We start from the raw sequence: 23399 nt of genomic DNA, 5'->3' as shown, positions 1-23399 counted from the left end.
CGCCCGGCCTTTTTGCGTTGTCCTGGCCTCGAATGACTTCATGCGTGCTGAGCGCTACGCATTTGCCCCTCACCCTAACCCTCTCCCCGCAAGCAGGGAGAGGGGACGCGTTTCCGTTGGCCACCGTGACGAAGCCGATGCGTTGGTGGACCTTGTCAAGGTTGGGCGCTGATGGAAATGAGCGGAATGGAGCGCATCGCGGAACCCGTCCTTCTCCCCGCTTGCGGGGAGAAGGTGCCGGCAGGCGGATGAGGGGCCGCCTTCAGTCGTCTAAACAGATCGAAGGCGTCAGGCCGCCCGCCCCATGCCCGGCCGACCCGCCGTTCCGCGCCGCCACTGGTTGAAGCGTGGGCGAAACAGCCGCCAGACCAGCAGCGCCGTGACAACCGCGATATAGATCATCTGCTCCGGCCCCACCACCTTGACCGACATCGCGAAATGCAGCGCGCCGGCCGCCGCGATGACGTAGACGAGCTTGTGCAGCCTGTTCCATCGCGGCCCGAGCCTGCGGATCGACCAGTTGTTGGAGGTCAGCGCCAGCGGGATCAGCATGACGAACCCGGCCATGCCGATGGTGATGAAGGGGCGTTTGGCGATGTCGGCGACGATCTGCGGGAAATCCAGGTACTTGTCGAGGATCATGTAGGTGGAAAAATGCATGGCCACGTACCAGAAGGCGAGCAGCCCCAGTGCGCGGCGGTAGCGGATCCAGTTGATGCCGAACAGGTCGCGGATCGGCGTGATGCAGAGCGTGGCGATCAGGAACCGCAACGCCCAGATGCCGAGCAGGTGCTCGAATTCCTTGATCGCGTTTCCCGGCAATTGGCCGGTGGCGCCGAGGTAGAAGCCGGAGATGGCCGGGACGAAGCCGAGCGCATAGAGCGCCCAGACGGAGGCGCCGTGATATTTGCGGGGCAGGGCGGGGAGCGCGATCATGATCAGAAATTGGCCGCGAGGTCCATGCCGGCATAGAGGCTTGCGACCTCCTCGCCATAGCCGTTGAAGGGCAGCGTGTCGCGGCGACTGCCGCCGAAGAAGCCGCCTTCGCCGATCCGGTTTTCCGTGGCCTGGCTCCAACGCGGATGGTCGACGGCCGGGTTCACGTTGGCGTAGAAGCCGTATTCGTTCGCAGCCGAGAGATTCCAGGTCGTGGGCGGTTGCTTGTCGGTCAGCGTGATCTTCACGATCGACTTGATGCCCTTGAAACCGTATTTCCAGGGCACGACCAGGCGGACCGGCGCGCCGTTCTGGTTCGGCAGCGTCCGGCCGTAGAGGCCGACCGACAGGATCGTCAGCGGATGCCGCGCCTCGTCGAGCCTGAGCCCTTCGACATAGGGCCAGGGCAGGGGCTGGAAGTAGCCCGACTGGCCCGGCATCTGCTCCGGCCGCACGACCGTCTCGAAGGCGACATACTTCGCGCTCCCGAGCGGCTCGACCTTGTCGAGCAGGCTTGCCAGCGGAAAGCCGATCCAGGGGATCACCATCGACCAGGCCTCGACGCAGCGCATGCGGTAGGTCCGCTCCTCCAGCGGCATCGCCAGCAGGTCCTCCAGGCCGAACTCCCGCGGCTTGGACACCATGCCCTCGACCTTGATCGTCCAGGGGGTCGGCTTGAAGTCGGCGCTGTTGGCGGCCGGATCCGCCTTGCCCGTGCCGAACTCGTAGAAATTGTTGTAGTTGGTGACGTCCTTTTCAGGCGTCGTCGGCTCGTCGAGCTTGAAGGCGGAAGCGGCGGCCTTCAGTTCTGCCGCATGGGATCCCGACGCGCCGGCCGCGAGCAGCCCGCCCGCCGTGGCGCCGATGAAGCTGCGCCTGTTGAGGAAGATGGGCTCCGGGGTGATCTCCGTTGCCGCGATCCTGGGGGGACGGTAAGCAGTCATATCGTTTTCCTCTGCGGAACAAGGGGCCTCTCGCAGGACTTTACGGCAGGCATGACAACAAAGTTTCAGCCATTTCGATAGGGGGCCGATACGCACGATTTCGTGCGCGAGCCGGGGCGCGTCTCGCCTTGGCGCATTTGCCTTTTTTCGTGCCAGATCTTATCTGAACGTGGCGGCATCGTAAGGGAGAATCTGGAATGAAATTCGGCCATGGCCTCGCTACCGCAACCCTGCTCCTGCTCACGGTCTCCGCCCCGGCGATCGCGCAGGAAAAGGCTGTTCCCGGCTCGCAGACGGAAATGCAGCTTTCCTTCGCGCCGCTGGTCAAGAAGACCGCCAACGCAACGGTCAACGTCTATGCCGAGCGGATGGTCGAGCAGCGCTCGGTCTTCAACGATCCGTTCTTCGAGGAGTTCTTCGGCCAGCGCATGCCGAACCGGACGCAGAAGCAGTCCTCGCTCGGTTCCGGCGTCATCGTCGGCAAGGACGGCATCATCGTGACGAACAATCACGTCATCCAGGGCGCCGACGACATCAAGGTCGCGCTTGCCGATGGCCGCGAGTACCCCTGCAAGGTGCTGCTGAAGGATGACCGCGTCGATCTCGCGGTGCTGAAGATCGAGGCGAAGGAAAGCTTCGACATGCTGCCGCTCGGCGACAGCGACGCCGTCGAGGTTGGCGACCTCGTGCTGGCGATCGGCAACCCCTTCGGCGTCGGCCAGACGGTGACGAGTGGCATCGTCTCCGCGCTGGCGCGAAACCAGGTCAAGGCCGGCGACTTCGGCTTCTTCATCCAGACCGATGCCTCGATCAATCCGGGCAATTCCGGCGGCGGGCTCATCAACATGAAGGGCGAGCTGATCGGCATCAACACCGCCATCTTCTCGCGCGGCGGCGGCTCCAACGGCGTCGGTTTCGCCATCCCCGCCAACCTGGTGAAGGTCTTCATCGCCAGCGCGGTCGGCGGCAGCACCAATTTCGACCGGCCTTTCGTCGGCGCGACCTTCGATGCGGTGACCTCCGATGTCGCCGAGGCGCTCGGCCTGACCAAGGCCCGCGGCGCGCTCGTCTCCAAGGTGCTGCCGGGCAGCCCGGCGGAAAAGGCAGGGCTCAAGCCCGGCGACGTCGTCACCGCCGTCAACGGCATCGAGGTGGAGCATCCCGATGCGCTCGGCTACCGGCTGGCGACGGTCGGCATCGGCGGCACCGCAAAGCTCAGCGTCAGCGACGGCGGCAGGCAGGAGGAACTGACGATCGCGCTCGACCGCCCGCCGGAGACCACCCCGCGCGACGAGCGGCTGCTCGAGGGGCGCAACCCGTTCTCGGGCGCCGTCGTCGCCAATCTCTCGCCGCGCGTCGCCGACGAACTGCGGATGCCGGCGGGCACCGAGGGCGTCGTCGTCACCGACGTCAACCGCGGCTCGCCTGCAGCCCGAATCGGGCTCAAGCCGCGCGACATCATCGTCGAACTGAACGGCACGGGCGTCGCCTCTACCGAGGTGCTGGAGGAACTGGTAGGAGACGATCCCTCGGTCTGGCGCGTCGAGATCGAGCGCGACGGCCAGCGCATCCGGCAGTTCTTCCGATGAGCGACCTCTTCGCCCCCTCCGAACCGGTCGGAATGGCGGCGAAGCGGCCGCTGGCCGATCGCCTGCGGCCGCAGTCGCTTGCGGAGGTGGCGGGGCAGGAACACCTGACCGGTGAGGACGGCGTTCTCACGCGCATGATCGCGTCCGGTTCGCTGGGCTCGATGATCTTCTGGGGACCACCGGGAACCGGCAAGACCACCGTCGCCCGCCTTCTTTCGGGCGAGGCGGAACTGGCCTTCGAGCAGATCTCGGCGATCTTTTCCGGCGTCGCCGACCTGAAGAAGGTCTTCGACGCCGCCCGCCAGCGCCGCATGGGCGGGCGCCAGACCCTGCTCTTCGTCGACGAGATCCACCGCTTCAACCGTGCCCAGCAGGACAGCTTCCTGCCGGTCATGGAGGACGGCACGATCGTGCTCGTCGGCGCCACCACCGAGAACCCGTCCTTCGAGCTCAACGCCGCACTCCTGTCGCGCGCCCGCGTGCTCACCTTCAAGCCGCATGACGAAGACAGCCTCGGCGAGCTCCTGAAGCGGGCGGAGGCGACCGAGGACAAGCTGCTGCCGCTCGACGACGGCGCCCGCGGGGCACTCGTGCGCATGGCCGACGGCGACGGCCGCGCGGTGCTGACGCTGGCGGAGGAGGTCTGGCGGGCGGCCAGACCCGGCGAGGTGTTCGCGCAGGATGACCTGTTCCGCATCGTCCAGCGCCGTGCTCCCGTCTACGACAAGGCCCAGGACGGCCACTACAACCTGATCTCCGCCCTGCACAAGTCGGTCCGCGGTTCCGATCCGGATGCGGCTCTGTACTATCTCTGCCGGATGTTGGATGCCGGCGAGGATCCGCTGTTTCTCTGCCGACGGCTGGTGCGCATGGCTGTCGAGGACATCGGTCTCGCCGATCCGCAGGCGCTGGTCGTCTGCAATGCGGCGAAGGATGCCTACGATTTCCTAGGGTCGCCGGAGGGCGAATTGGCGCTGGCGCAGGCCTGCGTCTACATCGCGACCGCGCCGAAGTCGAACGCAGTCTATACCGCCTACAAGGCGGCGACGCGGGCGGCGAAGGAAAACGGCTCGCTGCTGCCGCCGAAGCATATCCTGAACGCGCCGACGAAGCTGATGAAGAGCGAGGGCTACAACGACGGCTACCGCTACGATCACGACGAGCCGGATGCGTTCTCGGGACAGGACTATTTTCCCGAAAGGATGGGCCGGCAGACCTTCTACGATCCGCCGGAGCGCGGCTTCGAGCGCGATATCCGCAAGCGGCTCGACTGGTGGGCGAAGCTCAGGCGCGAACGCAACGGCTGACCAGCCGTCCCGGCTTGCCTTCAGCGCTGCGCGGACTGCCGCGATGGCGGGGACAGGCGGGGGCCGGTTTTTACCTTCGGCTTCGGCACGACCCGGATCGAGGATTCGACCTTGCCGGAGTGCCCCTCGGTATCGACGACCACATGCCAATGCGCGTTCTTCGGGATCGTCAGCCGGATCGGCGATTTCTTGGCCACACCGCCGAGGAACTTGTGCTGGCGCGCATTCTTGAACAGATCGAAATCGGCATGCGTCATCAGTCGGACATTGGCAACGGCCGAAAGCGTGATCTCGATCACGACGCCCTCGCGGATGTCCTGGAGGTCGTAGTGGGTGTAGGGGATGGAGGTCTGCGCCATTGCCGTCCTTGCTGCCTTGGTCCGCTGCCACCATGCACGGCAGCGGTTAAGGATCGGTTGGCGCCGGGTGGCAAAATCCGGCGACGCCAGCGGCTGCTAAGTGGCGGATCGTGCGCCTGCGCCACGGGCCGCCGCGACGATCAGTTCCGGCGGCGGTTCGGCGCTGCCACGCGCGCGACCTTGTGTTGCCGCGGGCGTTGCGTCCGTCTCGAGGCACCTTCGAGTTCCACCCAAAGGCTCTTCGGGGCCTGGCAGACGGCTGCGGGATCGCGGCCGCTCTCGTCCCGGGCGAAATGCATGGCCGCGTCCTCGCTGGCAAACAGCCCTCCGACCTTGCCGAGCCTGTCCTGCACGACCCACCAGCCGTGGTGGTCGCGCCCGACCGTGAACCGGGCGGGCCCGGTTGTGACGCGCAGGCGATGTATTCGACTTCCCATGATGAAGATTTCCTCTGTTGACGATGAAGTCAGCCGCCGGACCGGTCGCAGGCGAGCTGGATTGCAGCGGCGATCAGGATCGTGATGCCGAGCCGCAGGCCGATGTGGCGCAGGGCGAGCATGGCGGGGCTGGGGGCCGGGCCTTGGTCTGGTCGCCGATCCGATCGGAGCCTCCGGGGAGACGCCTCTGCTGTCGCCGGTTCGGTATCGGGGCGGTCCATGGGCTATGCCGTCCGGCTCATGAGCTCGGCGCGCTCCGGCAGGGCGGCGATCGCGGCGCGCAGGAGGCTTCTGCACCTCGAGCGACGGCGGCGTCAGCGGAAGCCGCACCTCGGCCGAAAGCCCGAGCACGAGCGACAGGGCGTCCTTCGTACAGGCGATCATGTTCTCCTTCTCCAGCGCGGCCAGCAACGGTGTCAGCCGGTCCTGCAGCGCGTAGGCCACGTCGGCATTGCCGGTGCGCAGCGCATTGTGAAGCGCCGAGGTCAGGCGCGGAGCGACGTTTGCCGCGATCGAGAACACCCCGCCGCCGCCGCAAAGGCTGAAGGCGCAGGCCGCCGGCTCGTGGCCACAATAGTGAAGCAGGCGGGACCGCAGCTCCGGCGCGGTCCGGGCAAAACGCGAAACCTCGCCCGTGCAGTCGACGAGGGCCGCGACCGCCCCGATCGTCGCCAGCCGCTCGACCGTGTGCGGGGCGAGATCGACCGCGGTGCGTGCCGGCGCGTTGCAGACGATGAGGGGAATGTCGACCGCCGTTGCCACCGCTTCCACATGGCGGAAGATGCCCTCCTGCGAGGGCTTGCTGTAGCAGGGGACCGTCAGCAGCGCCGCATGGGCGCCAAGTGCCTTGGCCTGCGCTGAAAGCGCGATGGTGGTCTCGGTCGAATTGGTGCCGCAGCCGACGATGACCGGCACGGTGCGCTCAGCGACCTCCACGGCGGTCCGGATGATGCTGCAGCGCTCGTCTATCGTCAGCGTCGGCGCCTCGCCGGCTTCGCCGCAGACGACGAGGCCGGAAATTCCGCTCCTGATCTGCCATTCGATCAGGGTCAGGAGACCGATGCGATCGAGCGTGCCGCCGCGAAACGGCGTGACGAGGTCGCAGACGGCGCCGCGCGGAAGGAGGGCGTGGAAAGGAGACATCGTGGACTCCATGGGAACCTCAGGCGTCGTTGCTGCCGGAGGCGACAAGGGCCGCGAGCAGGCAGGCCGCGCGGTCCGGATGGTGAGCTGTATGAATGCGCCGGCGCCGGCTCCGCGGCGCAACCGTCGTTGTCAGCCGGCAGCTCCAGATGCCGCCGGCCTGCGTCAGTTCCAGCAGTTCGCGCGAAGGCACCGCCGAGGCGGCCAGAAGCAGGATCGCGTCGGCGAAATCGTCACGCTCCATCATCTGCCGGAAGCGGGCGAAGGCGTCATGTGCCGCGCGAAAATCCGAAAGTGCGGGCAGCACGCGCACCGCCTCCCAGACGATATGCTCGCGCAACACGCGTGCGGCGGTGATCCGGCGGCGCAGGAGTGCCACCGCATCACCATTCTCCGGCAGACCCGCATCGATGTCGTCGGGCAGGCGGCGCTTATTTGCGGGCGGAAGGGCCGTCGTGGGATTGTGTATCGGCATGGTCGCAGCCAGCCGTCAGCCGAACAGGAGCCAGCCGATGCCGGCAGCGATCGACGCCAGCGCGATGCCGAGGCGTACGCCGGTGCTTGCCCGGCCGCGACCCCGCCCGCCGCCGGCCTCGGTCCGCCGGCGCATCTGCATCCGCCGCGCCCGCTCCGCGGCGCGTATGGTCGCCCAGGCGAAGACCGTCCGCGTGCTGAACGGCGTTGGGGCGCTTTGATCTCTATGGGTGGCCATGACATCGTATCCCGTTGACGATGCCGGGAATTTAGGGCGGGTGCGGATAGGAATTCGATTGGGAAAGCCGCCGCCCGACGTAAGAAAATCATAAGGGCCGGTGGGGTCGAGAGACCGCTGACGCCTCAGGCGGCGCGATGCCGCGGCACTGCGACAGGCGGCGGTGCGGGTCTTCCGGCGCCCACGATCGTCAGTCCGGCCGGTTTGCCGGCCGGCGGATCAGTTCTTGCTGTCGTCGTATCTCGGCGGGGCGATCGGGTCGCTGGCCGGAAACGTCTCCTCCAGCGCCTCGTCCAGATAGTCGTCTTCCTTCTTGCGCTTTTCCTTGTCCTTCTGTTGAGCGCTCTTTGGGGGCGCGCTTTTGGGTGGTGACTTTCCGGGCTTGTCGGTGGGCATGGAAATTCTCCTGGTCGTGATGCCTGGTCGTGATGAAAGTCTTGCGCGTGGTTCGCTATTCCTCGTCGATCAGGGCGAGGATGTGCCGCTGGATCTCTTCGTCCTGGCTGCGGATCGCCTGCATCAGCAGGCCCAGTCTACCACGCAGGCCGTGGATCTGGTCGAGCAGTTGCATGGCGACGTCGACGCCGTCGTCGTTCACCCCCATCGGACCGATCAGGTCCTGTATGAGGCGCGCACGGGCGAGGTCGGCGTCGTGGAACAGGCGTGCTCCGTCCCGTTCTTCGGGCACCAGCCAGCGGTGCTCGATCCACGTTTCGAGAATGGTGATCTCGATTTCGAGGTTGCGGCAGAGGTCGGTGTCTTTCATCTCAGCCTCCCACATCTCAGCCTCCCATGTGTCGGCGCGGTGCCTGCGCCTTTCCGGCTTCCCAGCGTTCCGCAAACGCGGTGAGCTCGTGATCGGGCGTCTGCGGCAGGACGACCTGAAGCGTCACGTAGGCGTCCCCATGGCCGCCGCCCTGTTTATGTAGGCCCTTTCCTTTCAGGCGCAGGGTCTTGCCGGTGTTCGAGTTCGGCGGGATCGTCACGTTCACGGCGCCGTCGAGCGTCGGAACGCGGATCTTGCCGCCGAGCACGGCTTCCGTGAGCGAGATCGGGATCTCGTAGCGGACGTCGTTGCCGTCCTGCCTGTAGAAGGGATGTGGCCGCACGCGGATCTCGATGCGCGCATCGCCTGCGGGCGCGCCGTTGTGGCCCGGCTCCCCCTTGCCGCGCAGCCTCAGCGTCTGGCCGTCGCGGGTGCCGGGCGGGACGGTTAGGTCGATGGGCGGGCCGTCGGGCAGGCTGATCTGCTTCTTCGTGCCGTTCGCCGCCTCGAGAAAGTCGAGCTCCATGGTGAAGTAGGCATCGCGCCCCTTGCCGCCCTGCTGCCCGCGTCCGCGCTGCGAGAAGAAGCCGGAGAAGATGTCGTCCGCGTCGCCGAAGTCCGAAAAGCTCTGGCTGCCCTGGTATCGCTCGCCCGCTTGGCCGGCGGAGGCATAGTCGCGATAGTACTGGCGCGGCGGGGTCTCAGCCCCGGTCTCGTCGATTTCGCCCCGGTCGTACTTTCCCCGCTTCTCCTCATCCTCGAGCAGCGCATAGGCCACGGACACGGACTTGAACTTCTCTTCGGCGGTCTTGTCGCCGGGATTGAGGTCGGGGTGCAGCTTCTTGGCGAGCTTCCGGTAGGCGCTCTGGATATCCTTCTGTGTCGCGTTCTTGCCGACACCAAGGACCTCGTAGGGACTGCGGCTCATTCTCTGTTCCTTCGAACCGTGGCTGGCGAACCGTGACTGGGGCGAGGCAGAAACGAAAAGCCCCTCGCGCAGACGAAACGTCGCACTTCTCTGCCCCGATCTCAACCATAGGGCACGCCCTGGAAATGAACAGGGAGAGGTGCTGGCGAAATGTGTCGCAGGCAGCCGACGGGAGCCGAAGAAGCCGGGCGCTTCAGTTGCGGACGAGGCGGATGTCGCTCGTCACCACCGTCTTGCCGTTGGACGGATTGTGGTCGACCGTGCGCAGCCGCAGGCCGTTGTCGCCGACCTTCTGGATCGTCATCTCCGCCCGGCGGTCGCCGTTGACGACCCTGCTCCAGCGGACCGCGAGGTTGATGGTCCCGCCTTTCCGGTTCCCGGAGAGCGTCGAGGGGCGGCCGGACGGGCCGACATAGACGCCACTGTAGCGCGCGCCCCTGGCCTTGAGCTCGGCGGAGATCGCCCGGCGGAAGACGGCGAGCGCGCTGCAGTTTCCCTTCATGGAAATCGAGGCGGCGCCGGCATCGGAGCGAAGCCTGCAATCGACGCTGACCGCCGGCCTGCCAATCCGCATGACCACAGTTCCGTTGCCCCTCCAGTCGCCCGAGAGCGATTGCAGGAACGCGTTCTCGTCGGCAACCGCCGGAGCTGCTGCAACGAGCAGGGACACAAAGGACAGAAGTCTGACGGAGATATACATTCGTGACCTGCCTTGCATCAGGGCCGACGGCGATCCGTGCCTATCCTGTTTGGAAATCTAGTCGAAATCGAGGGGTTTTCTCAAACAAATCGTGGCGAGCGATCGGATGAGCGCTGAAAAGCGGCCGTAGTAGATAGGATGAGCTATCCCCTGGCTCGAAACTTCATGATAAAGCAATTTCTAATATACGTAATTCCAACACCGGACTCCCGTCTCCATTGCCGGACGGGTGCACGATCCCGCGTGTCTGCAATTCGAAATGCTTGATACATTCTTCAACGGGAGGGCGACATGGCGGTTCCGACCATCAGCATTACGCGCGTGGAGGCTCTGGAGGGCGGCTATCTCCGCTATAAGGTGAGCCTGAGCGCGCCGACGACGGACGAGGTCAGGATCGACTATCGCGGCTTCGAGGGCAGCGCCAAGGATTCGCCACTCAACCAGCAGGACTATACCGTCTACAAGGGAAACGGCGGCATCTACCGGATCGACACGCTCGTCATTCCCGCCGGACAGACGGAGGGTGAGATCGTGGTTCGTGCAAGGCCCGACTACCTCGACGAGGTCGACGAGTCCTTCTGGCTGGAACTGTTCAATCCCAAGGGGGCTGCCTTCGTCGGCAATCCTGCGGTCGTCCGGGTCCTGGGCATCGTCCAGGACAACGACGGCACGGGATCCGACCTTGCGATGTTCGTCTCGAACCCGATCGTCGTGGAGGGAGATGGCGGCACGCGGCGGGCGGTGTTCGAGGTTCACATATCCGAGGCGCTGGCCAGCGACCTGACGCTGAACTATCGCACCGCGAACGGATCGGCGCTGGCCGGAAAGGACTATGTCGCCAAGACCGGCGCGGTCACGATCTCGGCCGGCGCGACCACCGCGACGGTCGCAATCGACCTTGTGGGGGACAATTCCATCGAACTCAACGAGAACTTCTCGCTCGTCTTCGACCCGCCGGACGCGATCAGGAACGGCCACGAGGGGAGCGCCGGGACCGCCACCATCCTCGATGACGACACGGGCAACGGGGCGATCCCGATCATCTTCGCGGAGCGGGCGACCCAGACCGAGGGAGGGACGATGCGCTTCCGTGTCGTCCTTTCCAAGGCCACCGACGACGAGGTGCGCATCGACTATCGCACCGTCCTCGGATCTGCGACCGATGCGCCCCTCAACAACCGCGACTACCCGCCCCAGACGGGGACCCTCGTGATCGAGGCGGGCGACAGGGTCGGTTTCGTCGAGATCCGCGCCAATCCCGACAACCTGGACGAAGTCGACGAATCGCTGTGGCTGGAGCTTTCCGGCCCGCAGAACGCGCGGTTTGCCGGATACCAGAAGGTCGAGCGCGTCCTGGGCATCGTCAACGACGACGACGGCACCGGCAGCAACCGCTCTGTCTTCGTATCGAGCCCCACGGTGGTGGAAGGCGATTCTGGCACGCGCCAGGCGGTATTCCAGATACATCTTTCAGAGGTTTATGATGAAAGCCTCACGTTCAAGTTCAAGACCTCGAATGGAACCGCCGCGAACGGAAGCGACTACATCGGAAAGACCGGCTCGGTGACATTTCTGGCCGGCCAGACGGTCGCGGCGGTCGCGGTCGACCTGCGCGCGGACGAGCGCCTCGAGGGAGACGAGACCTTCTCGCTGGTCCTCACCCCGCCTGCGGGTGGCATCGTGAAGAACGTGATCACGGCCGGCAAGGCGACGATCGCAAACGACGACGACATTCACGAGGTGATCCGGGGCAGCGAAAGTGCAAATCGCCTCTACGGCGGCACCGGCAACGACCGCATCTTTGGCTATGGCGGCAACGATACGCTCGGTGGAGGCAGCGGCAACGACACACTCGACGGCGGCATCGGCCACGACAGGCTGGAGGGCGGCGCCGGCAACGACAGGCTCCTGGGCGTAGCCGGAAACGACACGCTTTACGGCGGCGCCGGAAAGGACGGGATGGACGGCGGTTCGGGCAATGACCGCCTCTACGGCGACAGTGGCAACGACACGCTGAAGGGAGACACCGGCAACGACGCGCTCGAGGGCGGCGCCGGTGCAGACAGGCTGCTGGGCGGGTCAGGCGGCGACACCTTCGTCTTCCGGCTGGTCGGCCATTCGACGGTCGCTTCGTCCGGGTGCGACAGGATCGACGATTTCAGCCGCAGCAGCGGCGACGAGATCAGCCTTTCCGCAATCGATGCGAAGACCGCCGTCAGCGGCAACAATGCCTTCGTCTTCATCGGCGACGACGCCTTCCACAAGAAGGCCGGCGAACTGCGCTACCAGCACAAGAACGGCGACACGCTGGTGCTGGCCGACATCAACGGCAACGGAAAGGCTGATTTCGCGATCCTGCTGGACGGTACGTTCAACCTGAAGGCGTCCGATTTCATCCTGTGAGCCGGGCCGCGCCGGCGTGCCAGATGGCGCGCCGGCGCGTTTCATGACAGTCTGCGCCCGGATGCGCCCATAGGCCTGAAGCGATCCGGCGTGGGCGAGCCATCCTTTGTGGGAGGGAAAGTCATGCGGGTTCTGCCGATTCTGGCCGCGGTCGCGATGATCGCCGTTGCACCGCTTGCTCACGGGCAATCGCTGAAACCGGACGAAGTCCTCAGCACGATCGCGGCGCGCGTGATCAGCGAACCCAATCCGGTCCTCGGCGCCGACGGTCGCGTGCATCTCGCCTACGAACTCCTGGTCGTCAATCCGAGCAAGCTGATCGTCACCCTCGAACAGGTGGAGGCAGTGGATGCGGATGGGCGCAGCCTCTGGTCGCTTGAGGGCGAAGGGCTGGCGGCGATGACGGCTTCCTATGCCGACACCGGGTCGCGGCTGCCGCCCGGCGGCTCGGCCATCGTGTTCATGGACGTCAGCTTCGCTGCCGGTGAGCCTCTGCCGGCAGACGTCAGTGCGCGCATCACGACAAACCGCATGGCCGCGGGCGCAGACGGCAAGCCGACACCTCTGCCCGAGGACAGCCCGCTGGCCGCCACCTCCAGCTTCACCGGCGCGCGCACGGCGCTCGGAAAGCCGGCCGTGGTCGTTGCCCCGCCGCTGAAGGGCAAGGGCTGGATCGCGGTGAACGGTTGCTGCGACGCCATCACCTCGCATCGTGGCGCGGTCATCCCCGTCAACGGCGCCTTGCGCGTGCCCGAGCGCTTCGCGATCGACTGGATCAAGCTCGACGATGGCGGCCGGGTCTTCACCGGCGACGCCGCCAAGCTTGAAAGCTACGCTTACTATGGAGTGCCGATCTACTCTGCGGCCGACGGCGTCGTGGTCAATCTTTACGACGAGGCCGACGAGCAGGTTCCGGGCAAGGACGCCAAGGGCATCACGGCTGAAAACGTCGGCGGAAACATGCTGGTGGTCGACATCGGCGGCGGCGCCTATGCCTTCTATGCGCACCTGCAGCGCGGCAGCCTGAAAGTGAAGCTCGGCGACCGGGTCGAGACCGGGCAGGTGATCGGCCTGCTCGGCAACACCGGCAATTCGACTGCGCCACACCTGCATTTCCACGTGATGGACGGCCCGTCGCCGCTCGACGCCAACGGCCTGCCCTTCGTCTTCACGCGCTTTTCCAGCAGCGGCACGCTCGAGCCGGGCTCGGACGATGCGATAGAGAATGGGCAGGCGGCGCGCATTGGCAAGGCGCTCGCCGGCGATCACGTCAACCAGCTGCCGCTGAACGACGAAGTCGTCGATTTCGAATGACCCGCCGGCCACTGGTCACCGGGCTGGCTGCTTGTGCGCCGAACGGGTGCGGCCCGTTCAGCTCGACTGGCCGGCCAGCCAGTTGTGCCAATCGCTCTCGCTGCCGCGGAAGACGTTGAGGTCGATCTTGCCGTTCACGCCCTGCGACAGGCCGGAACCGGAATACTGCCAGAACACCCATTTGCGGTTGGGATAGCGCTTGGACGGATGGGCTGCGACCGAGCGCAGCCAGAACGGATGGTTCGGGAACGCACCTTCGAGGTTGTCGGCATAGAAGTCCGGTGCGGTGTAGATGATCGGGCGCTGGCCGTAATGGCGCTCGAGCTTGTCCATGAACACCTGCATCTTCTCCAGCACCGTGGCACGCGACAGCCGGCGCTTGCAGCTCGACTCGCCATTGTATTCGACGTCGATCACCGGCGGCAGCGCGCCTGCTTCCCGCGGCACGTTGCGGATGAACCAGTCGGCCTGCTCTCCGGCGGTGCGGCACCAGTAGAAGAAGTGGTAGGCGCCGCGCTTGATCCCGGCTTCCTTGGCCCGGCGCCAGTTCTTCTGGAACATCGGGTCGAGGTGGTCGCCGCCGTCGGTTGCCTTGATGAAGGCGAAGTTCGCCCCTTGCGTCCGCAGCGTTCCCCAGTCGATCTCGCCCTGCCAGCGCGAAACGTCGACGCCGTGGACGGCGTGGTGGCGTGGGCTGACCTTGCCGAAGTTGATCGGCTTGGCGTCGCCGAAGCGCTGGCTGTAGACGCGAGAGCGTTTGCCGCTCCGGCCGCTTGGGGCCGGTTGCTCGGGGGCGATCGCTTCGAGCGGACGCTGCGCGGGCACCGCCATGCCGGCATCGCGCGTCACCGCCTCGAATTGCTGCTGATCGGGGACCGGGCCGGCCCAGGCGAGTTCGTGCGGTGGCGCGCCGTCTTCGCCCGTCTCTCCCGCGGCATCGCCGACGTCGGCGGTCGGCACCGGTGCCGCAGGCCGCACGATGGAGCTCGTCGTCTCGCGGGATGTCAGCCCCGCCTGGAGTGCCTCCGGGCCGGAACTGGACGAGCAGCCCGCGAGCACGAGACCGATGAGGATGAGGGCAGGGGCGGCCGAAAGATGCATGGGAACCCGTTACGCAAGACCAAGGAAGACGGCTCGAACGGAGCCGCCAGGAACCACAGAAGGGAAAGGCTAACGGAGAATTACCAAGAAAGACTGAATCCAATCTTTACGGTGCGAAATTGATACGCGCCGCAACCTGCCGGTGCTGTCGGCCGCGGGTCGGTACGCGGGGCGCCATTGCGACACCCTCTGCTCGGCCGCCGTCACTGTCGTTTTTCGCTGGCTGGAAATCTGTTGCAAGCCTATGGTTGCATCGCTTGGGGCTGGGTTGGCGCAGGAGTCCTGTCGGCCCGGTTGTTTGCCCGCTCGGCAGCGAGGCGGAAGACAGAGTTTTGAAACCGACTTTTCGACATCAACCCATTCCGGAGACGCGCATATGACACGCAAGCTAACGTTCTGCCTCCTTCTGGCAGGTACCATGGCAGTTCTGAACGGCGGCAACGTTTGGAGCCAGGACAATGTGAAGAAGCCGCATGTTCCGCTCGAGAAGACGGTCGGCCAGGTCACCCAGAAGGGTCCGTTCGCCTCCCTCCTGGTGATCAATTCCGATGGTGCGACGCTGGAAGGCGAAAAGCTCGTTCTGACCGGCGTGGCCGCAAGCGCGATCGTGTTCGCAGATCGCCCGGCGCGGGCCGCGGGTCATGTTTCGACCGACGAGATCGTCAAGCAGTGGGGGCAGGGGCCGGACAGTTTCGAGAGCGATCCGCCCAATGCGACGATTTCCATCCTCGGTGGCGGTTCGGATGTCAGCGATGCCGTGGTGACGCTCAAGTCCCCGACGCTGGAAGGCACGACGCTGACATTCGATGTCACGGTGCTCGAAGGCAGCCTTGCAGGGGCAAGCGGGCCGGCGGCGCTGTTCGTCGATCATTGGCGCGGCTGGAACAATGCCGGATGGTACGGGGTCGGGCTTGCCACCGGCGCGGCCCTGGGCGCCGCTGTGGCCGAGCCGCACTATTATCGTCCTCACCCCTATTACCCGCCTGTCGCCGCCAACCCTTGCCCTCCCGGCTACTGGCTCGGTCCGTGGGGTCATTGCCGCGACACGCCCTACCATGGCCAGTTGCCCAACGGCGGATGGCAATAAGCCTCGACGCCGCATCGTCCTGATTCTCTGTCCCACGGGCGAGGAGAGATTCAGGCAGAAGGCCATCGCCGGCCGCAAGCGTGCGGCCGGCCCTGTCGTCGTCGCTGCGGCCGCAGCCGCAGGCTCGCGCAGGATCAGACGGCGATCTTGCCGCCGCCGACCTTGGTGATCGCGACCACGGCCGGACGCACCGGCATGTCGTCCTTGAAGTCCGGCCAGCGGGTGGAGAGGTCCTCGTAGTAGGACGGGCGGCCGTGGCCGTCCCAGTCCTCGCCGCCGTCGCCCGGATGCTGGACGGCGACGAAGGCCGTCTCGTCGTCCGGGGTGAACAGCGGGCCGCACATCTCCGCGCCGACCGGCACGCGGAAGAACAGCTTGGAGGTGGCGCGGGCGTCGCCCTCGGTGTCCACCGCCCAGAGGCCGTCGGTGCGGCCAGTGGCCTTGTTGTTGTTGCCGTCGGTCGAGACCCACAGGCGGCCTGCGGCGTCGACGGCGCAGTTGTCGGGCATACCGAACCAGCCGTTTTTCGTCGTTTCGGTCGAGAAGGTGGCGCCGACGTCGGCGACGGACGGGTCGCCGCACTTCAGCAGCACTTCCCATTTGCCCGAGATCGCGGTGAAGTCGCCGCCGTCTTCCTCGATCTCGATGATGTGGCCGAAGGCGTTTTCCGCGCGCGGGTTGGCGGCGTCGACCTGGTCGGCCTTGCGCTTGGTGTTGTTGGTCAGCATGACGTAGACCTTGCCGTTGACGCCGTTCGGCTGCACGTCCTCGGGACGGTCCATCTTGGTGGCGCCGAGAAGATCGCCGGCGCGGCGGGTCTCGATCAGCACGTCCGCCTGGCTGGCAAAGCCGTTCTCGGCCGTCAGCGGACCCTCGCCATGCACGACCGGCAGCCAGGCCATGGTGCCGTCTTCATCGAACTTGGCCACATAGAGCATGCCGGCATCGAGCAGGTCCATGTTGGCGGCGCGGTCGTCCGGGTTGTAGCTGCCGTCGGTGACGAACTTGTAAACGTAGTCGAAGCGCTCGTCATCGCCGAGGTAGAAGACGACCTTGCCGTTCGCGGCCACGATCGATTCGGCGCCTTCGTGCTTGGTGCGGCCGAGTGCGGTGCGCTTCTTCGGCACCGAGGTCGGGTCCATCACGTCGACCTCGACGATCCAGCCGAAGCGATTAGGTTCGTTCGGCTCCTTGGCGAGGTCGAAGCGGTCGTAGAAGTTGGCCCACTCGTAGCCGCCTTCCGGCACGCCGTAGCGCTCGTAGTTGCCGGCCTCGGCATGGCCGGCCGGCAGTTCGCCGGAGAAGTAGCCGTGAAAATTCTCTTCCGCCATGATGTAGGTGCCCCACGGGGTCACCCCGCCGGCACAGTTGTTGAGCGTGCCGAAGACCTTCTTGCCGCTGGCGTCTCCATTGGTCTTGACGCGGTCGTGGCCGGCGACGGGACCGGTGAGTTGCATCTCGGTGCTGGCGGTGACGCGGCGGTTCAGCTTGCCGTCCGGCACGACCTGCCACTTGCCGTCGACCTTGCGGATCTCGACGATCGTGCCGCCGTGGGCGGCCATCTCGACATCCACCTGCTCCTTCGACAGCGGCCCCTGCTCGACCTTGCCGTCGACGATCTTGACGAGGCCGGGGAACATCAGGTGCGGGTTGGTGTATTCGTGATTGACCACGAGAAGGCCATGCTCGGAGGAGCCTTCCAGCGGGATGAAGCCGACATAGTCGTTGTTGTAGCCGAACTGGCGCTCCTGCGCCGCCGCGGTCTGCTTCGTCGGGTCGAAGGCGGGCGAATCGGAGAAGAGGGCGTCGCCCCAGCGCAGCAGGACGTCGGCGTCATAGCCCTCGGCGACATGGTGATTGGCGTCGACGCCGGCCTCGACCTCGGCAAACGAGAAGGCCGAACCGCCGGCCGCGCGCGCTGCATTGGGTGCGCTCAGAAGTGCTGCGGGACAGACGGTCGCGGCGATCGCCGAGACGGCGAGCGAACCCTGCAGGAACCCGCGGCGCGAGAAACGCTTGCCGATGATCTCGCCCATGGTCGGGTTCAGCGTCGGATTATGCCCGTCGCCATCGGCGTCTTCGAGCTGCGTCGTCGGGAAAATCTTTTGAGAGAATTGTTCGGTCATCTTGCGGTCTCCGCGTTGGACTGGACTCCCGGTTTAGAGTCGTTCTAGCCCATAGAGACGGCATGTTTCGGTTTTGCGACAGAGGCGGATGGAGCTGTTCATAGTCACGCAGGCCGCTCAGCCCTCCTTGCGTCGAACCTCTCGGTGTTGGCTGCGCACGGCGACGTGCTGATGCCGGGGAACGGGGAGGGGACCGATGCCGGAGTGGCGCCCGTCAGCGAGCCGGCCACACGCGTAAAAGATGGCAATGGCGGATGCGGCAGTAAAGGAGGCAAAGAACGATTCGCCGGCGCTTTCCACGAGACCTGCCAGTTGCAGCAGCCAGTATGTGACGCCGGGCGTTTGGATATAGTGCAGCGGCTCCTGCATGATGTCGAAGACGACGCCGAAGAAAACGAGGCCGCTTAGGCCCGCCAGCATGATTGCTGCATGCCTCCACCAACGGCGCTCGGTGGCCAGCAACCCCCAAAGGATCACCGGTACGGCAACGACGCCGAGTGCGGCCCAGATCACCACTTCGCCCATTTCCCCTTTCGACATGCCGAAGGTCGGCATCGTCGGCCAAAAGGTATTCACCACCACGCTGCCGCGTTCGTGGAGGCGCAGAGCGTCGTCAGCAAGGATCAGCAGGAAGATGACTGCAAAGGCGAGGAATGCCGCGACGCGCAGGCGGCGGAAGAGAGCCACCATCAGGACGACGATCAGGATCCATTTCGCATGGTTGAAGCGCTCGGCGAGCCCGACGTCGCCAAACACGGACAGGAGAGGCGGCACCTTTTCGATGACCTCCGCCGCCTCGAAGCCGCGAAGAACGATATGGAGAAGCAGAAATGCAAGGTCGACCGGCAGAAGGACGATCAGGAATTTCCGGAGGACTTCCGGCGCGGGCGCGAGGTTGAATAATCGCTGCATTTGCAGCAATCAAGGGATGAAATGTGAAGGTTTTATGACGGTGTAATATAACTGTCGTATTTGCCCGATCTGTCCCGGAAGCCTACGGGCGCACGCAGAACGACGGCTGAAAATCAGTGCGACGGTGGCTTTCGGCGCATTTGATCACAACGAAAGGATTCGCGAACGCTTCGGATCACGCCGCCTCATCGCACGCTCGGAGGCAAGCCTCGAAAGTGCTTCCGCGGAAATCTTCCGCGGAAGCAATCGTGCCAAGTTATTTTTTCTTGTTTGGTGCTTGTGTCAACGCCGAAGCCGCTACACTTTTAACGGCAGGCGACGATTTAGGGTTTTTCAGCAATCTTGACGCCGTCGACGCTACAGACTTTGACGTACGTTCATTTTGGGCCATTGGATATTCTCCCTGTTAATGGCCACCGAAGCTACCTCGACTCGGAAACGTCAAACCCCATATACTAACCATGCTACAGGCAAGGGATGTGAGTCTCTTAGCCCCGCGTAGGTTTCGGCCTTTTCGCGGTATCCAAAGCCGGGGTCAAAGGACCTCGGCTTTGTCATTTCTGTTGCACGCAAATTGATAAGTCCGAATCTTGTTTTGTTCTCTTTAACTGTCTAGCCCGAAGTTTCCTCCGGGCTAGACAATTCTTAGCTATTCAAGAAATCAGCTGCACCCGCTCGTAGCTCCACACGTGTCGCACTTCTCGCAGGTGCCGTTCCGCACCATCGTGAAGTTCTGGCACTCCGAGCACATGTTGCCGGTGTAGCCCTGCGCGATCGAGCGCATGCGGCGTTCGTTTTCCACCTTCTTGGCCTCGGCCTTGGCGGCTGCCGCGTCGGCGGCGGCCTTGTCGGAGAAGAGGGCTGTGACGGACTGCTGGCTTTCGGTGACGACCTCCTCGGAAACTTCCTCGGCGATCTCTTCGGCCAGTTCCGCCGCCCGCTCCTCGTAGTCGCGCTTGAAGGCGACGATCTCGGAGGTCGAGATCGCGGTGGCCGGCTCCAGCTTGCGGGCAGCACTACCGGCAAAGGCCGTCACGTTGCCTGCGGACGAGGCCTTGGCGGGAGCGGCGGTCGCAGCTCCCTTCGGCTCGCCTCCCTGGCGTTCACCGCCGGTGCCGGAGACGAGCGTCGGCTTGTAGCCGCGGGTCCAGCCGGTGGAGACGAGGTTGGTCTTGCCTTCCTGGATGCCCTTGCCGAGTGCCGTGTTGCCGAAGTCGGAGGTGTCGACATGGGCGAGGTCGTGGCGGCCGAGATAGGAGACAGCCAGTTCGCGGAACACGTAGTCGAGGATCGAGGTCGCGTTCTTGATCGCATCGTTGCCCTGGACCATGCCGGCCGGCTCGAACTTGGTGAAGGTGAAGGCCTCCACATATTCCTCCAGCGGCACGCCGTATTGCAGGCCGAGCGAGATCGCGATGGCGAAGTTGTTCATCATCGCGCGGAAGGCGGCCCCTTCCTTGTGCATGTCGATGAAGATCTCGCCGATGCGGCCGTCGCCGAACTCGCCGGTGCGCAGATACACCTTGTGCCCGCCGACGACGGCCTTCTGGGTGTAGCCCTGGCGCCGGTTCGGCAGCTTCTCGCGCTCGCGGGTGACGCGCTCGATGATCCGCTCGACGATCTTCTCGGTGACGGCGACCGCCTGGGCGGCGGCCGGCGCCTGGATCAGGTCCTCGACGGTCTCGTCTTCAGCCTCGTCCTCGATCAGCGAGGCGTTGAGCGGCTGCGACAGCTTCGAGCCGTCGCGGTAGAGCGCGTTGGCCTTCAGCGCCAGCTTCCACGACAGCATGTAGGCCGAGCCGCAATCCTCCACGGTCGCCTCGTTGGGCATGTTGATCGTCTTGGAGATTGCACCCGAGATGAACGGCTGCGCGGCCGCCATCATGCGGATGTGGGATTCGACCGACAGGTAGCGCTTGCCGATCTTGCCGCAGGGGTTGGCGCAATCGAACACCGGCAGGTGCTCGACTTTAAGGAACGGTGCGCCTTCCAGCGTCATGGCGCCGCAGACGTGGATGTTGGCGGCCTCGATGTCCTTCCTCGAAAAGCCGATGTGCTCGAGCAGGTTGAAGCTCATGTCGGCAAGCTGCTCGTCGGTAACCTTCAGCGTCTCCTTGAGGAAGTCGGCGCCGAGCGTCCACTGGTTGAACACGAACTTGATGTCGAAGGCGGCCTTGAGCGCACCGTTGACGGCTGCGATCTTCTCGTCGGTGAAACCCTTGGCCTTGAGCGAACCCGGGTTGACGGCCGGCGCCTGGTTCAGGTTGCCGTGGCCGACCGCATAGGCCTCGATCTCGGCGATCTGGGCCTCCGAATAGCCCAGAGTGCGCAGCGCCTCGGGCACGGCGCGGTTGATGATCTTGAAGTAGCCGCCGCCGGCGAGCTTCTTGAACTTCACCAGAGCGAAATCGGGCTCGATGCCGGTGGTGTCGCAATCCATGACGAGGCCGATCGTGCCGGTCGGCGCGATCACCGAGACCTGCGCGTTGCGGTAGCCGTGCTTCTCGCCGAGTTCGACGGCCTTGTCCCAAGCTGCCATGGCGTGGACGATCAGGTCCTGGTCGGGGCAATCGTCATGGAGAAGGGCGACCGGATCGACCGACAGCTTCTCGTAGCCGCTGGTCTCGCCGTAAGCCGCGCGGCGGTGGTTGCGCATGACGCGCAGCATGTTGTCGCGGTTCGGCGCAAAGCCGGGGAAGGTGCCGAGCTCGCCGGCCATCTCGGCCGACGTCGCATAGCAAACACCGGTCATGATCGCCGTCAGGGCGCCGGCGATGGCGCGGCCCTCGGTCGAGTCGTAGGGGATGCCCGACGACATCAGCAGGCCGCCGATATTGGCATAGCCGAGGCCGAGCGTGCGGTATTCGTAGGAGAGCTCGGCGATCTGGCGCGAGGGGAACTGTGCCATCATCACGGAGACTTCGAGCACGATCGTCCACAGGCGGACGGCATGCTCGTAGTCGGCGATGTTGATGTTCTTGGTGGCCGCATCCTTGAACTGCAGCAGGTTCAGCGAGGCGAGGTTGCAGGCCGTGTCGTCGAGGAACATGTATTCCGAGCACGGGTTCGACGCGCGGATCGGGCCGGCCGCCGGGCAGGTGTGCCAGTCGTTCATGGTCGTGTTGAAGTGCAGGCCAGGATCGGCCGACGCCCAGGCGGCGTGGGAGATCTGCTCCCACAGGTCGCGCGCCTTCAGCGTCTTCATCACACGGCCGTCCTTGCGGGCGGTCAGGTTCCAGTTTCCATCATCCTCGACGGCGCGCAGGAAATCGTCCTTGAGCGAGACCGAGTTGTTGGAGTTCTGGCCCGACACCGTAAGGTAGGCTTCCGAATCCCAGTCGGTGTCGTAGGTCTTGAACTCGATGTCCTTGTAGCCCTGGCGTGCGAACTGGATGACGCGCTTGATGTAGTTTTCCGGAACCTGGTTCTTCTTGGCAGCGCGGATCTCGCGCTTCAGCGCCGGGTTCTCGTTCGGGTCGAAGCAGGCGTCGTTGTCGGCTGCGCAATTGATGCAGGCCTTCATGATCGCCTTGAGATGGCCGGCGACGATCTTCGAGCCGGTGACGAGCGCTGCCACCTTCTGCTCTTCCTTGACCTTCCAGTTGATGTAGGCCTCGATGTCCGGGTGGTCGATGTCGACCACGACCATCTTGGCCGCGCGCCGCGTCGTGCCGCCCGACTTGATCGCACCCGCAGCACGGTCGCCGATCTTGAGGAAGCTCATCAGGCCGGACGAGCGGCCGCCGCCGGAAAGCCTTTCGCCTTCGCCGCGCAGGTGCGAGAAGTTGGAGCCGGTGCCGGAGCCGTACTTGAACAGGCGCGCCTCGCGCACCCAAAGGTCCATGATGCCGTTCTCGTTGACGAGATCGTCCTCGACCGACTGGATGAAGCAGGCATGCGGCTGCGGGTGCTCGTAGGCCGACTTGGACTTGGTCAGTTTGCCGGTGAAGGGATCGACATAGAAGTGGCCCTGGCCGGGGCCGTCGATGCCGTAGGCCCAGTGCAGGCCGGTGTTGAACCACTGCGGCGAGTTGGGGGCGACGCGCTGGGTGGCGAGCATGTAAGCAAGCTCGTCCTTGAAGGCGGATGCGTCTTCCTCGGTAGCGAAGTAGCCGCCCTTCCAGCCCCAGTAGGTCCAGGTGCCGGCGAGACGGTCGAACACCTGGCGGGCGTCGGTCTCCGAGCCGTAGCGCTCACCCTCGGGGAGCGCTTTCAGGGCTTCGGTGTCGGCGACGGAGCGCCAGAGGAAGGAGGGGACGTCGTTCTCCTCGACCTTCTTCAGCTTGGCCGGCACGCCTGCCTTGCGGAAATATTTCTGCGCCAGGATGTCGGCTGCGACCTGGCTGAACTGGGCGGGAACGTCGATGTCGGCGAGCCGGAAGACGATCGAGCCGTCCGGGTTCTTGATCTCGCTGGTGGCCTTGCGGAATTCGATCTCTGCATAGGCCGTTTGGCCCTGCTTGGTGAAGCGACGTTCTATGCGCATGGTCCCTTGTCCCTTTGATTGTCGCGCGCCCGCTGTGGCCAGCGTCAAGGCGCAATTGTCCCTGACCGGCCGCGACCTTGCGCAGCCAGCTCAAATCTTCATGTCTGTGCGGGAAACCCGTTCTCGCGGCACCCTGTATCTTGTGCTGA

The 23399-nt window shown here is 65.0% G+C and carries 19 protein-coding genes; 5 read left to right on the top strand and 14 right to left on the bottom strand.

Annotation, left to right across the window (positions count from 1 at the left end):
- Positions 1 to 288: 288 nt before the first annotated feature.
- On the bottom strand, positions 289 to 936 hold the full coding sequence (msrQ, locus tag GGQ64_RS15600; RefSeq protein WP_183805917.1) for a protein-methionine-sulfoxide reductase heme-binding subunit MsrQ: 648 nt from the start codon (positions 934 to 936) through the stop codon (positions 289 to 291).
- A gap of 2 nt (positions 937 to 938) precedes the next feature.
- Positions 939 to 1880 carry a protein-methionine-sulfoxide reductase catalytic subunit MsrP gene (gene msrP / locus GGQ64_RS15595; RefSeq protein WP_183805915.1) on the bottom strand — a complete coding sequence of 314 codons (942 nt, stop codon included), beginning with the start codon at positions 1878 to 1880 and terminating at the stop codon, positions 939 to 941.
- Between the two features lie 197 nt (positions 1881 to 2077).
- On the opposite strand from msrP, the gene GGQ64_RS15590 reads away from it, so the two are divergent.
- Together GGQ64_RS15590 and GGQ64_RS15585 are read left to right on the top strand one after the other, a co-directional pair.
- Positions 2078 to 3469 (top strand): DegQ family serine endoprotease, encoded by a 1392-nt coding sequence (locus GGQ64_RS15590; protein ID WP_183805913.1) that lies wholly within the window; start codon positions 2078 to 2080, stop codon positions 3467 to 3469.
- Entirely contained in the window at positions 3466 to 4776 is a 1311-nt protein-coding gene (locus GGQ64_RS15585; RefSeq protein WP_183805911.1) for a replication-associated recombination protein A, read from the top strand. The genes GGQ64_RS15590 and GGQ64_RS15585 overlap by 4 nt, the downstream gene beginning before the upstream one ends.
- 20 nt (positions 4777 to 4796) lie before the next feature.
- Here GGQ64_RS15585 and GGQ64_RS15580 read toward each other — a convergent pair whose 3' ends face one another.
- The 8 genes from GGQ64_RS15580 to GGQ64_RS15545 all read right to left on the bottom strand — a co-directional run bounded on the left by GGQ64_RS15580 (position 4797) and on the right by GGQ64_RS15545 (position 9821).
- The gene (locus GGQ64_RS15580; RefSeq protein WP_183805909.1) at positions 4797 to 5135 is read right to left on the bottom strand and encodes a DUF1883 domain-containing protein; all 339 of its coding nucleotides are present in this window, start codon (positions 5133 to 5135) and stop codon (positions 4797 to 4799) included.
- A gap of 140 nt (positions 5136 to 5275) precedes the next feature.
- Positions 5276 to 6715, bottom strand: a complete 1440-nt coding sequence (gene dapA, locus GGQ64_RS15575; protein WP_183805907.1) for a 4-hydroxy-tetrahydrodipicolinate synthase — start codon at positions 6713 to 6715, stop codon at positions 5276 to 5278.
- Between the two features lie 19 nt (positions 6716 to 6734).
- Positions 6735 to 7190: a hypothetical protein gene (locus GGQ64_RS15570; RefSeq protein WP_183805905.1), complete on the bottom strand. Its 456-nt coding sequence runs from the start codon at positions 7188 to 7190 to the stop codon at positions 6735 to 6737.
- A 15-nt stretch (positions 7191 to 7205) separates the two neighbouring features.
- Complete coding sequence (locus GGQ64_RS15565) at positions 7206 to 7427, bottom strand: hypothetical protein (protein ID WP_183805903.1); 222 nt, start codon at positions 7425 to 7427, stop codon at positions 7206 to 7208.
- A gap of 219 nt (positions 7428 to 7646) precedes the next feature.
- The gene (locus tag GGQ64_RS15560) at positions 7647 to 7823 is read right to left on the bottom strand and encodes a hypothetical protein (RefSeq protein WP_183805901.1); all 177 of its coding nucleotides are present in this window, start codon (positions 7821 to 7823) and stop codon (positions 7647 to 7649) included.
- A 55-nt stretch (positions 7824 to 7878) separates the two neighbouring features.
- Positions 7879 to 8193, bottom strand: a complete 315-nt coding sequence (locus tag GGQ64_RS15555) for a chaperone modulator CbpM (RefSeq protein WP_183805899.1) — start codon at positions 8191 to 8193, stop codon at positions 7879 to 7881.
- A 16-nt stretch (positions 8194 to 8209) separates the two neighbouring features.
- Positions 8210 to 9121, bottom strand: a complete 912-nt coding sequence (locus GGQ64_RS15550) for a DnaJ C-terminal domain-containing protein (protein WP_183805897.1) — start codon at positions 9119 to 9121, stop codon at positions 8210 to 8212.
- Between the two features lie 193 nt (positions 9122 to 9314).
- Positions 9315 to 9821, bottom strand: coding sequence for a hypothetical protein (locus GGQ64_RS15545; protein WP_183805895.1), 507 nt, complete (start codon positions 9819 to 9821; stop codon positions 9315 to 9317).
- A gap of 291 nt (positions 9822 to 10112) precedes the next feature.
- Here GGQ64_RS15545 and GGQ64_RS15540 point away from each other — a divergent pair, with 291 nt between their 5' ends.
- Together GGQ64_RS15540 and GGQ64_RS15535 are read left to right on the top strand one after the other, a co-directional pair.
- On the top strand, positions 10113 to 12224 hold the full coding sequence (locus GGQ64_RS15540; protein ID WP_183805894.1) for a calcium-binding protein: 2112 nt from the start codon (positions 10113 to 10115) through the stop codon (positions 12222 to 12224).
- A 123-nt stretch (positions 12225 to 12347) separates the two neighbouring features.
- On the top strand, positions 12348 to 13538 hold the full coding sequence (locus tag GGQ64_RS15535; protein ID WP_183805892.1) for a M23 family metallopeptidase: 1191 nt from the start codon (positions 12348 to 12350) through the stop codon (positions 13536 to 13538).
- A 57-nt stretch (positions 13539 to 13595) separates the two neighbouring features.
- Here the strand turns inward: GGQ64_RS15535 and GGQ64_RS15530 are convergent, their stop codons facing one another.
- Entirely contained in the window at positions 13596 to 14639 is a 1044-nt protein-coding gene (locus GGQ64_RS15530) for a glycoside hydrolase family 25 protein (RefSeq protein ID WP_183805890.1), read from the bottom strand.
- A gap of 418 nt (positions 14640 to 15057) precedes the next feature.
- On the opposite strand from GGQ64_RS15530, the gene GGQ64_RS15525 reads away from it, so the two are divergent.
- Positions 15058 to 15726: a hypothetical protein gene (locus tag GGQ64_RS15525; RefSeq protein ID WP_246422694.1), complete on the top strand. Its 669-nt coding sequence runs from the start codon at positions 15058 to 15060 to the stop codon at positions 15724 to 15726.
- A gap of 134 nt (positions 15727 to 15860) precedes the next feature.
- Here the strand turns inward: GGQ64_RS15525 and GGQ64_RS15520 are convergent, their stop codons facing one another.
- The 3 genes from GGQ64_RS15520 to GGQ64_RS15510 all read right to left on the bottom strand — a co-directional run bounded on the left by GGQ64_RS15520 (position 15861) and on the right by GGQ64_RS15510 (position 23250).
- Positions 15861 to 17852: a PhoX family protein gene (locus tag GGQ64_RS15520; protein ID WP_183805888.1), complete on the bottom strand. Its 1992-nt coding sequence runs from the start codon at positions 17850 to 17852 to the stop codon at positions 15861 to 15863.
- 117 nt (positions 17853 to 17969) lie between these two features.
- Positions 17970 to 18773, bottom strand: a complete 804-nt coding sequence (locus GGQ64_RS15515; RefSeq protein WP_183805885.1) for a hypothetical protein — start codon at positions 18771 to 18773, stop codon at positions 17970 to 17972.
- A 652-nt stretch (positions 18774 to 19425) separates the two neighbouring features.
- Complete coding sequence (locus tag GGQ64_RS15510; RefSeq protein ID WP_183805883.1) at positions 19426 to 23250, bottom strand: vitamin B12-dependent ribonucleotide reductase; 3825 nt, start codon at positions 23248 to 23250, stop codon at positions 19426 to 19428.
- Positions 23251 to 23399: the final 149 nt, after the last annotated feature.

The sequence above is a fragment of the Mycoplana azooxidifex genome, assembly GCF_014196765.1.
GTDB lineage: Bacteria > Pseudomonadota > Alphaproteobacteria > Rhizobiales > Rhizobiaceae > Mycoplana > Mycoplana azooxidifex.
Note: the sequence above shows the minus strand (reverse complement) of the source record. Positions and strands in the feature narration are given on the sequence as shown.

Bases quoted from the DNA above. Each gene is read 5' to 3' on its own strand.
- msrP (WP_183805915.1), bottom strand. From the start codon at position 1,880: ATGACTGCTTACCGTCCCCCCAGGATCGCGGCAACGGAGATCACCCCG.
- GGQ64_RS15590 (WP_183805913.1), top strand. From the start codon at position 2,078: ATGAAATTCGGCCATGGCCTCGCTACCGCAACCCTGCTCCTGCTCACG.
- dapA (WP_183805907.1), bottom strand. From the start codon at position 6,715: ATGTCTCCTTTCCACGCCCTCCTTCCGCGCGGCGCCGTCTGCGACCTC.
- GGQ64_RS15545 (WP_183805895.1), bottom strand. From the start codon at position 9,821: ATGTATATCTCCGTCAGACTTCTGTCCTTTGTGTCCCTGCTCGTTGCA.
- GGQ64_RS15520 (WP_183805888.1), bottom strand. From the start codon at position 17,852: ATGACCGAACAATTCTCTCAAAAGATTTTCCCGACGACGCAGCTCGAA.
- GGQ64_RS15560 (WP_183805901.1), bottom strand. From the start codon at position 7,823: ATGCCCACCGACAAGCCCGGAAAGTCACCACCCAAAAGCGCGCCCCCA.
- GGQ64_RS15580 (WP_183805909.1), bottom strand. From the start codon at position 5,135: ATGGCGCAGACCTCCATCCCCTACACCCACTACGACCTCCAGGACATC.
- GGQ64_RS15565 (WP_183805903.1), bottom strand. From the start codon at position 7,427: ATGGCCACCCATAGAGATCAAAGCGCCCCAACGCCGTTCAGCACGCGG.
- GGQ64_RS15555 (WP_183805899.1), bottom strand. From the start codon at position 8,193: ATGAAAGACACCGACCTCTGCCGCAACCTCGAAATCGAGATCACCATT.
- GGQ64_RS15525 (WP_246422694.1), top strand. From the start codon at position 15,058: ATGGCAGTTCTGAACGGCGGCAACGTTTGGAGCCAGGACAATGTGAAG.
- GGQ64_RS15540 (WP_183805894.1), top strand. From the start codon at position 10,113: ATGGCGGTTCCGACCATCAGCATTACGCGCGTGGAGGCTCTGGAGGGC.
- GGQ64_RS15535 (WP_183805892.1), top strand. From the start codon at position 12,348: ATGCGGGTTCTGCCGATTCTGGCCGCGGTCGCGATGATCGCCGTTGCA.
- msrQ (WP_183805917.1), bottom strand. From the start codon at position 936: ATGATCGCGCTCCCCGCCCTGCCCCGCAAATATCACGGCGCCTCCGTC.
- GGQ64_RS15550 (WP_183805897.1), bottom strand. From the start codon at position 9,121: ATGAGCCGCAGTCCCTACGAGGTCCTTGGTGTCGGCAAGAACGCGACA.
- GGQ64_RS15585 (WP_183805911.1), top strand. From the start codon at position 3,466: ATGAGCGACCTCTTCGCCCCCTCCGAACCGGTCGGAATGGCGGCGAAG.
- GGQ64_RS15510 (WP_183805883.1), bottom strand. From the start codon at position 23,250: ATGCGCATAGAACGTCGCTTCACCAAGCAGGGCCAAACGGCCTATGCA.
- GGQ64_RS15530 (WP_183805890.1), bottom strand. From the start codon at position 14,639: ATGCATCTTTCGGCCGCCCCTGCCCTCATCCTCATCGGTCTCGTGCTC.
- GGQ64_RS15570 (WP_183805905.1), bottom strand. From the start codon at position 7,190: ATGCCGATACACAATCCCACGACGGCCCTTCCGCCCGCAAATAAGCGC.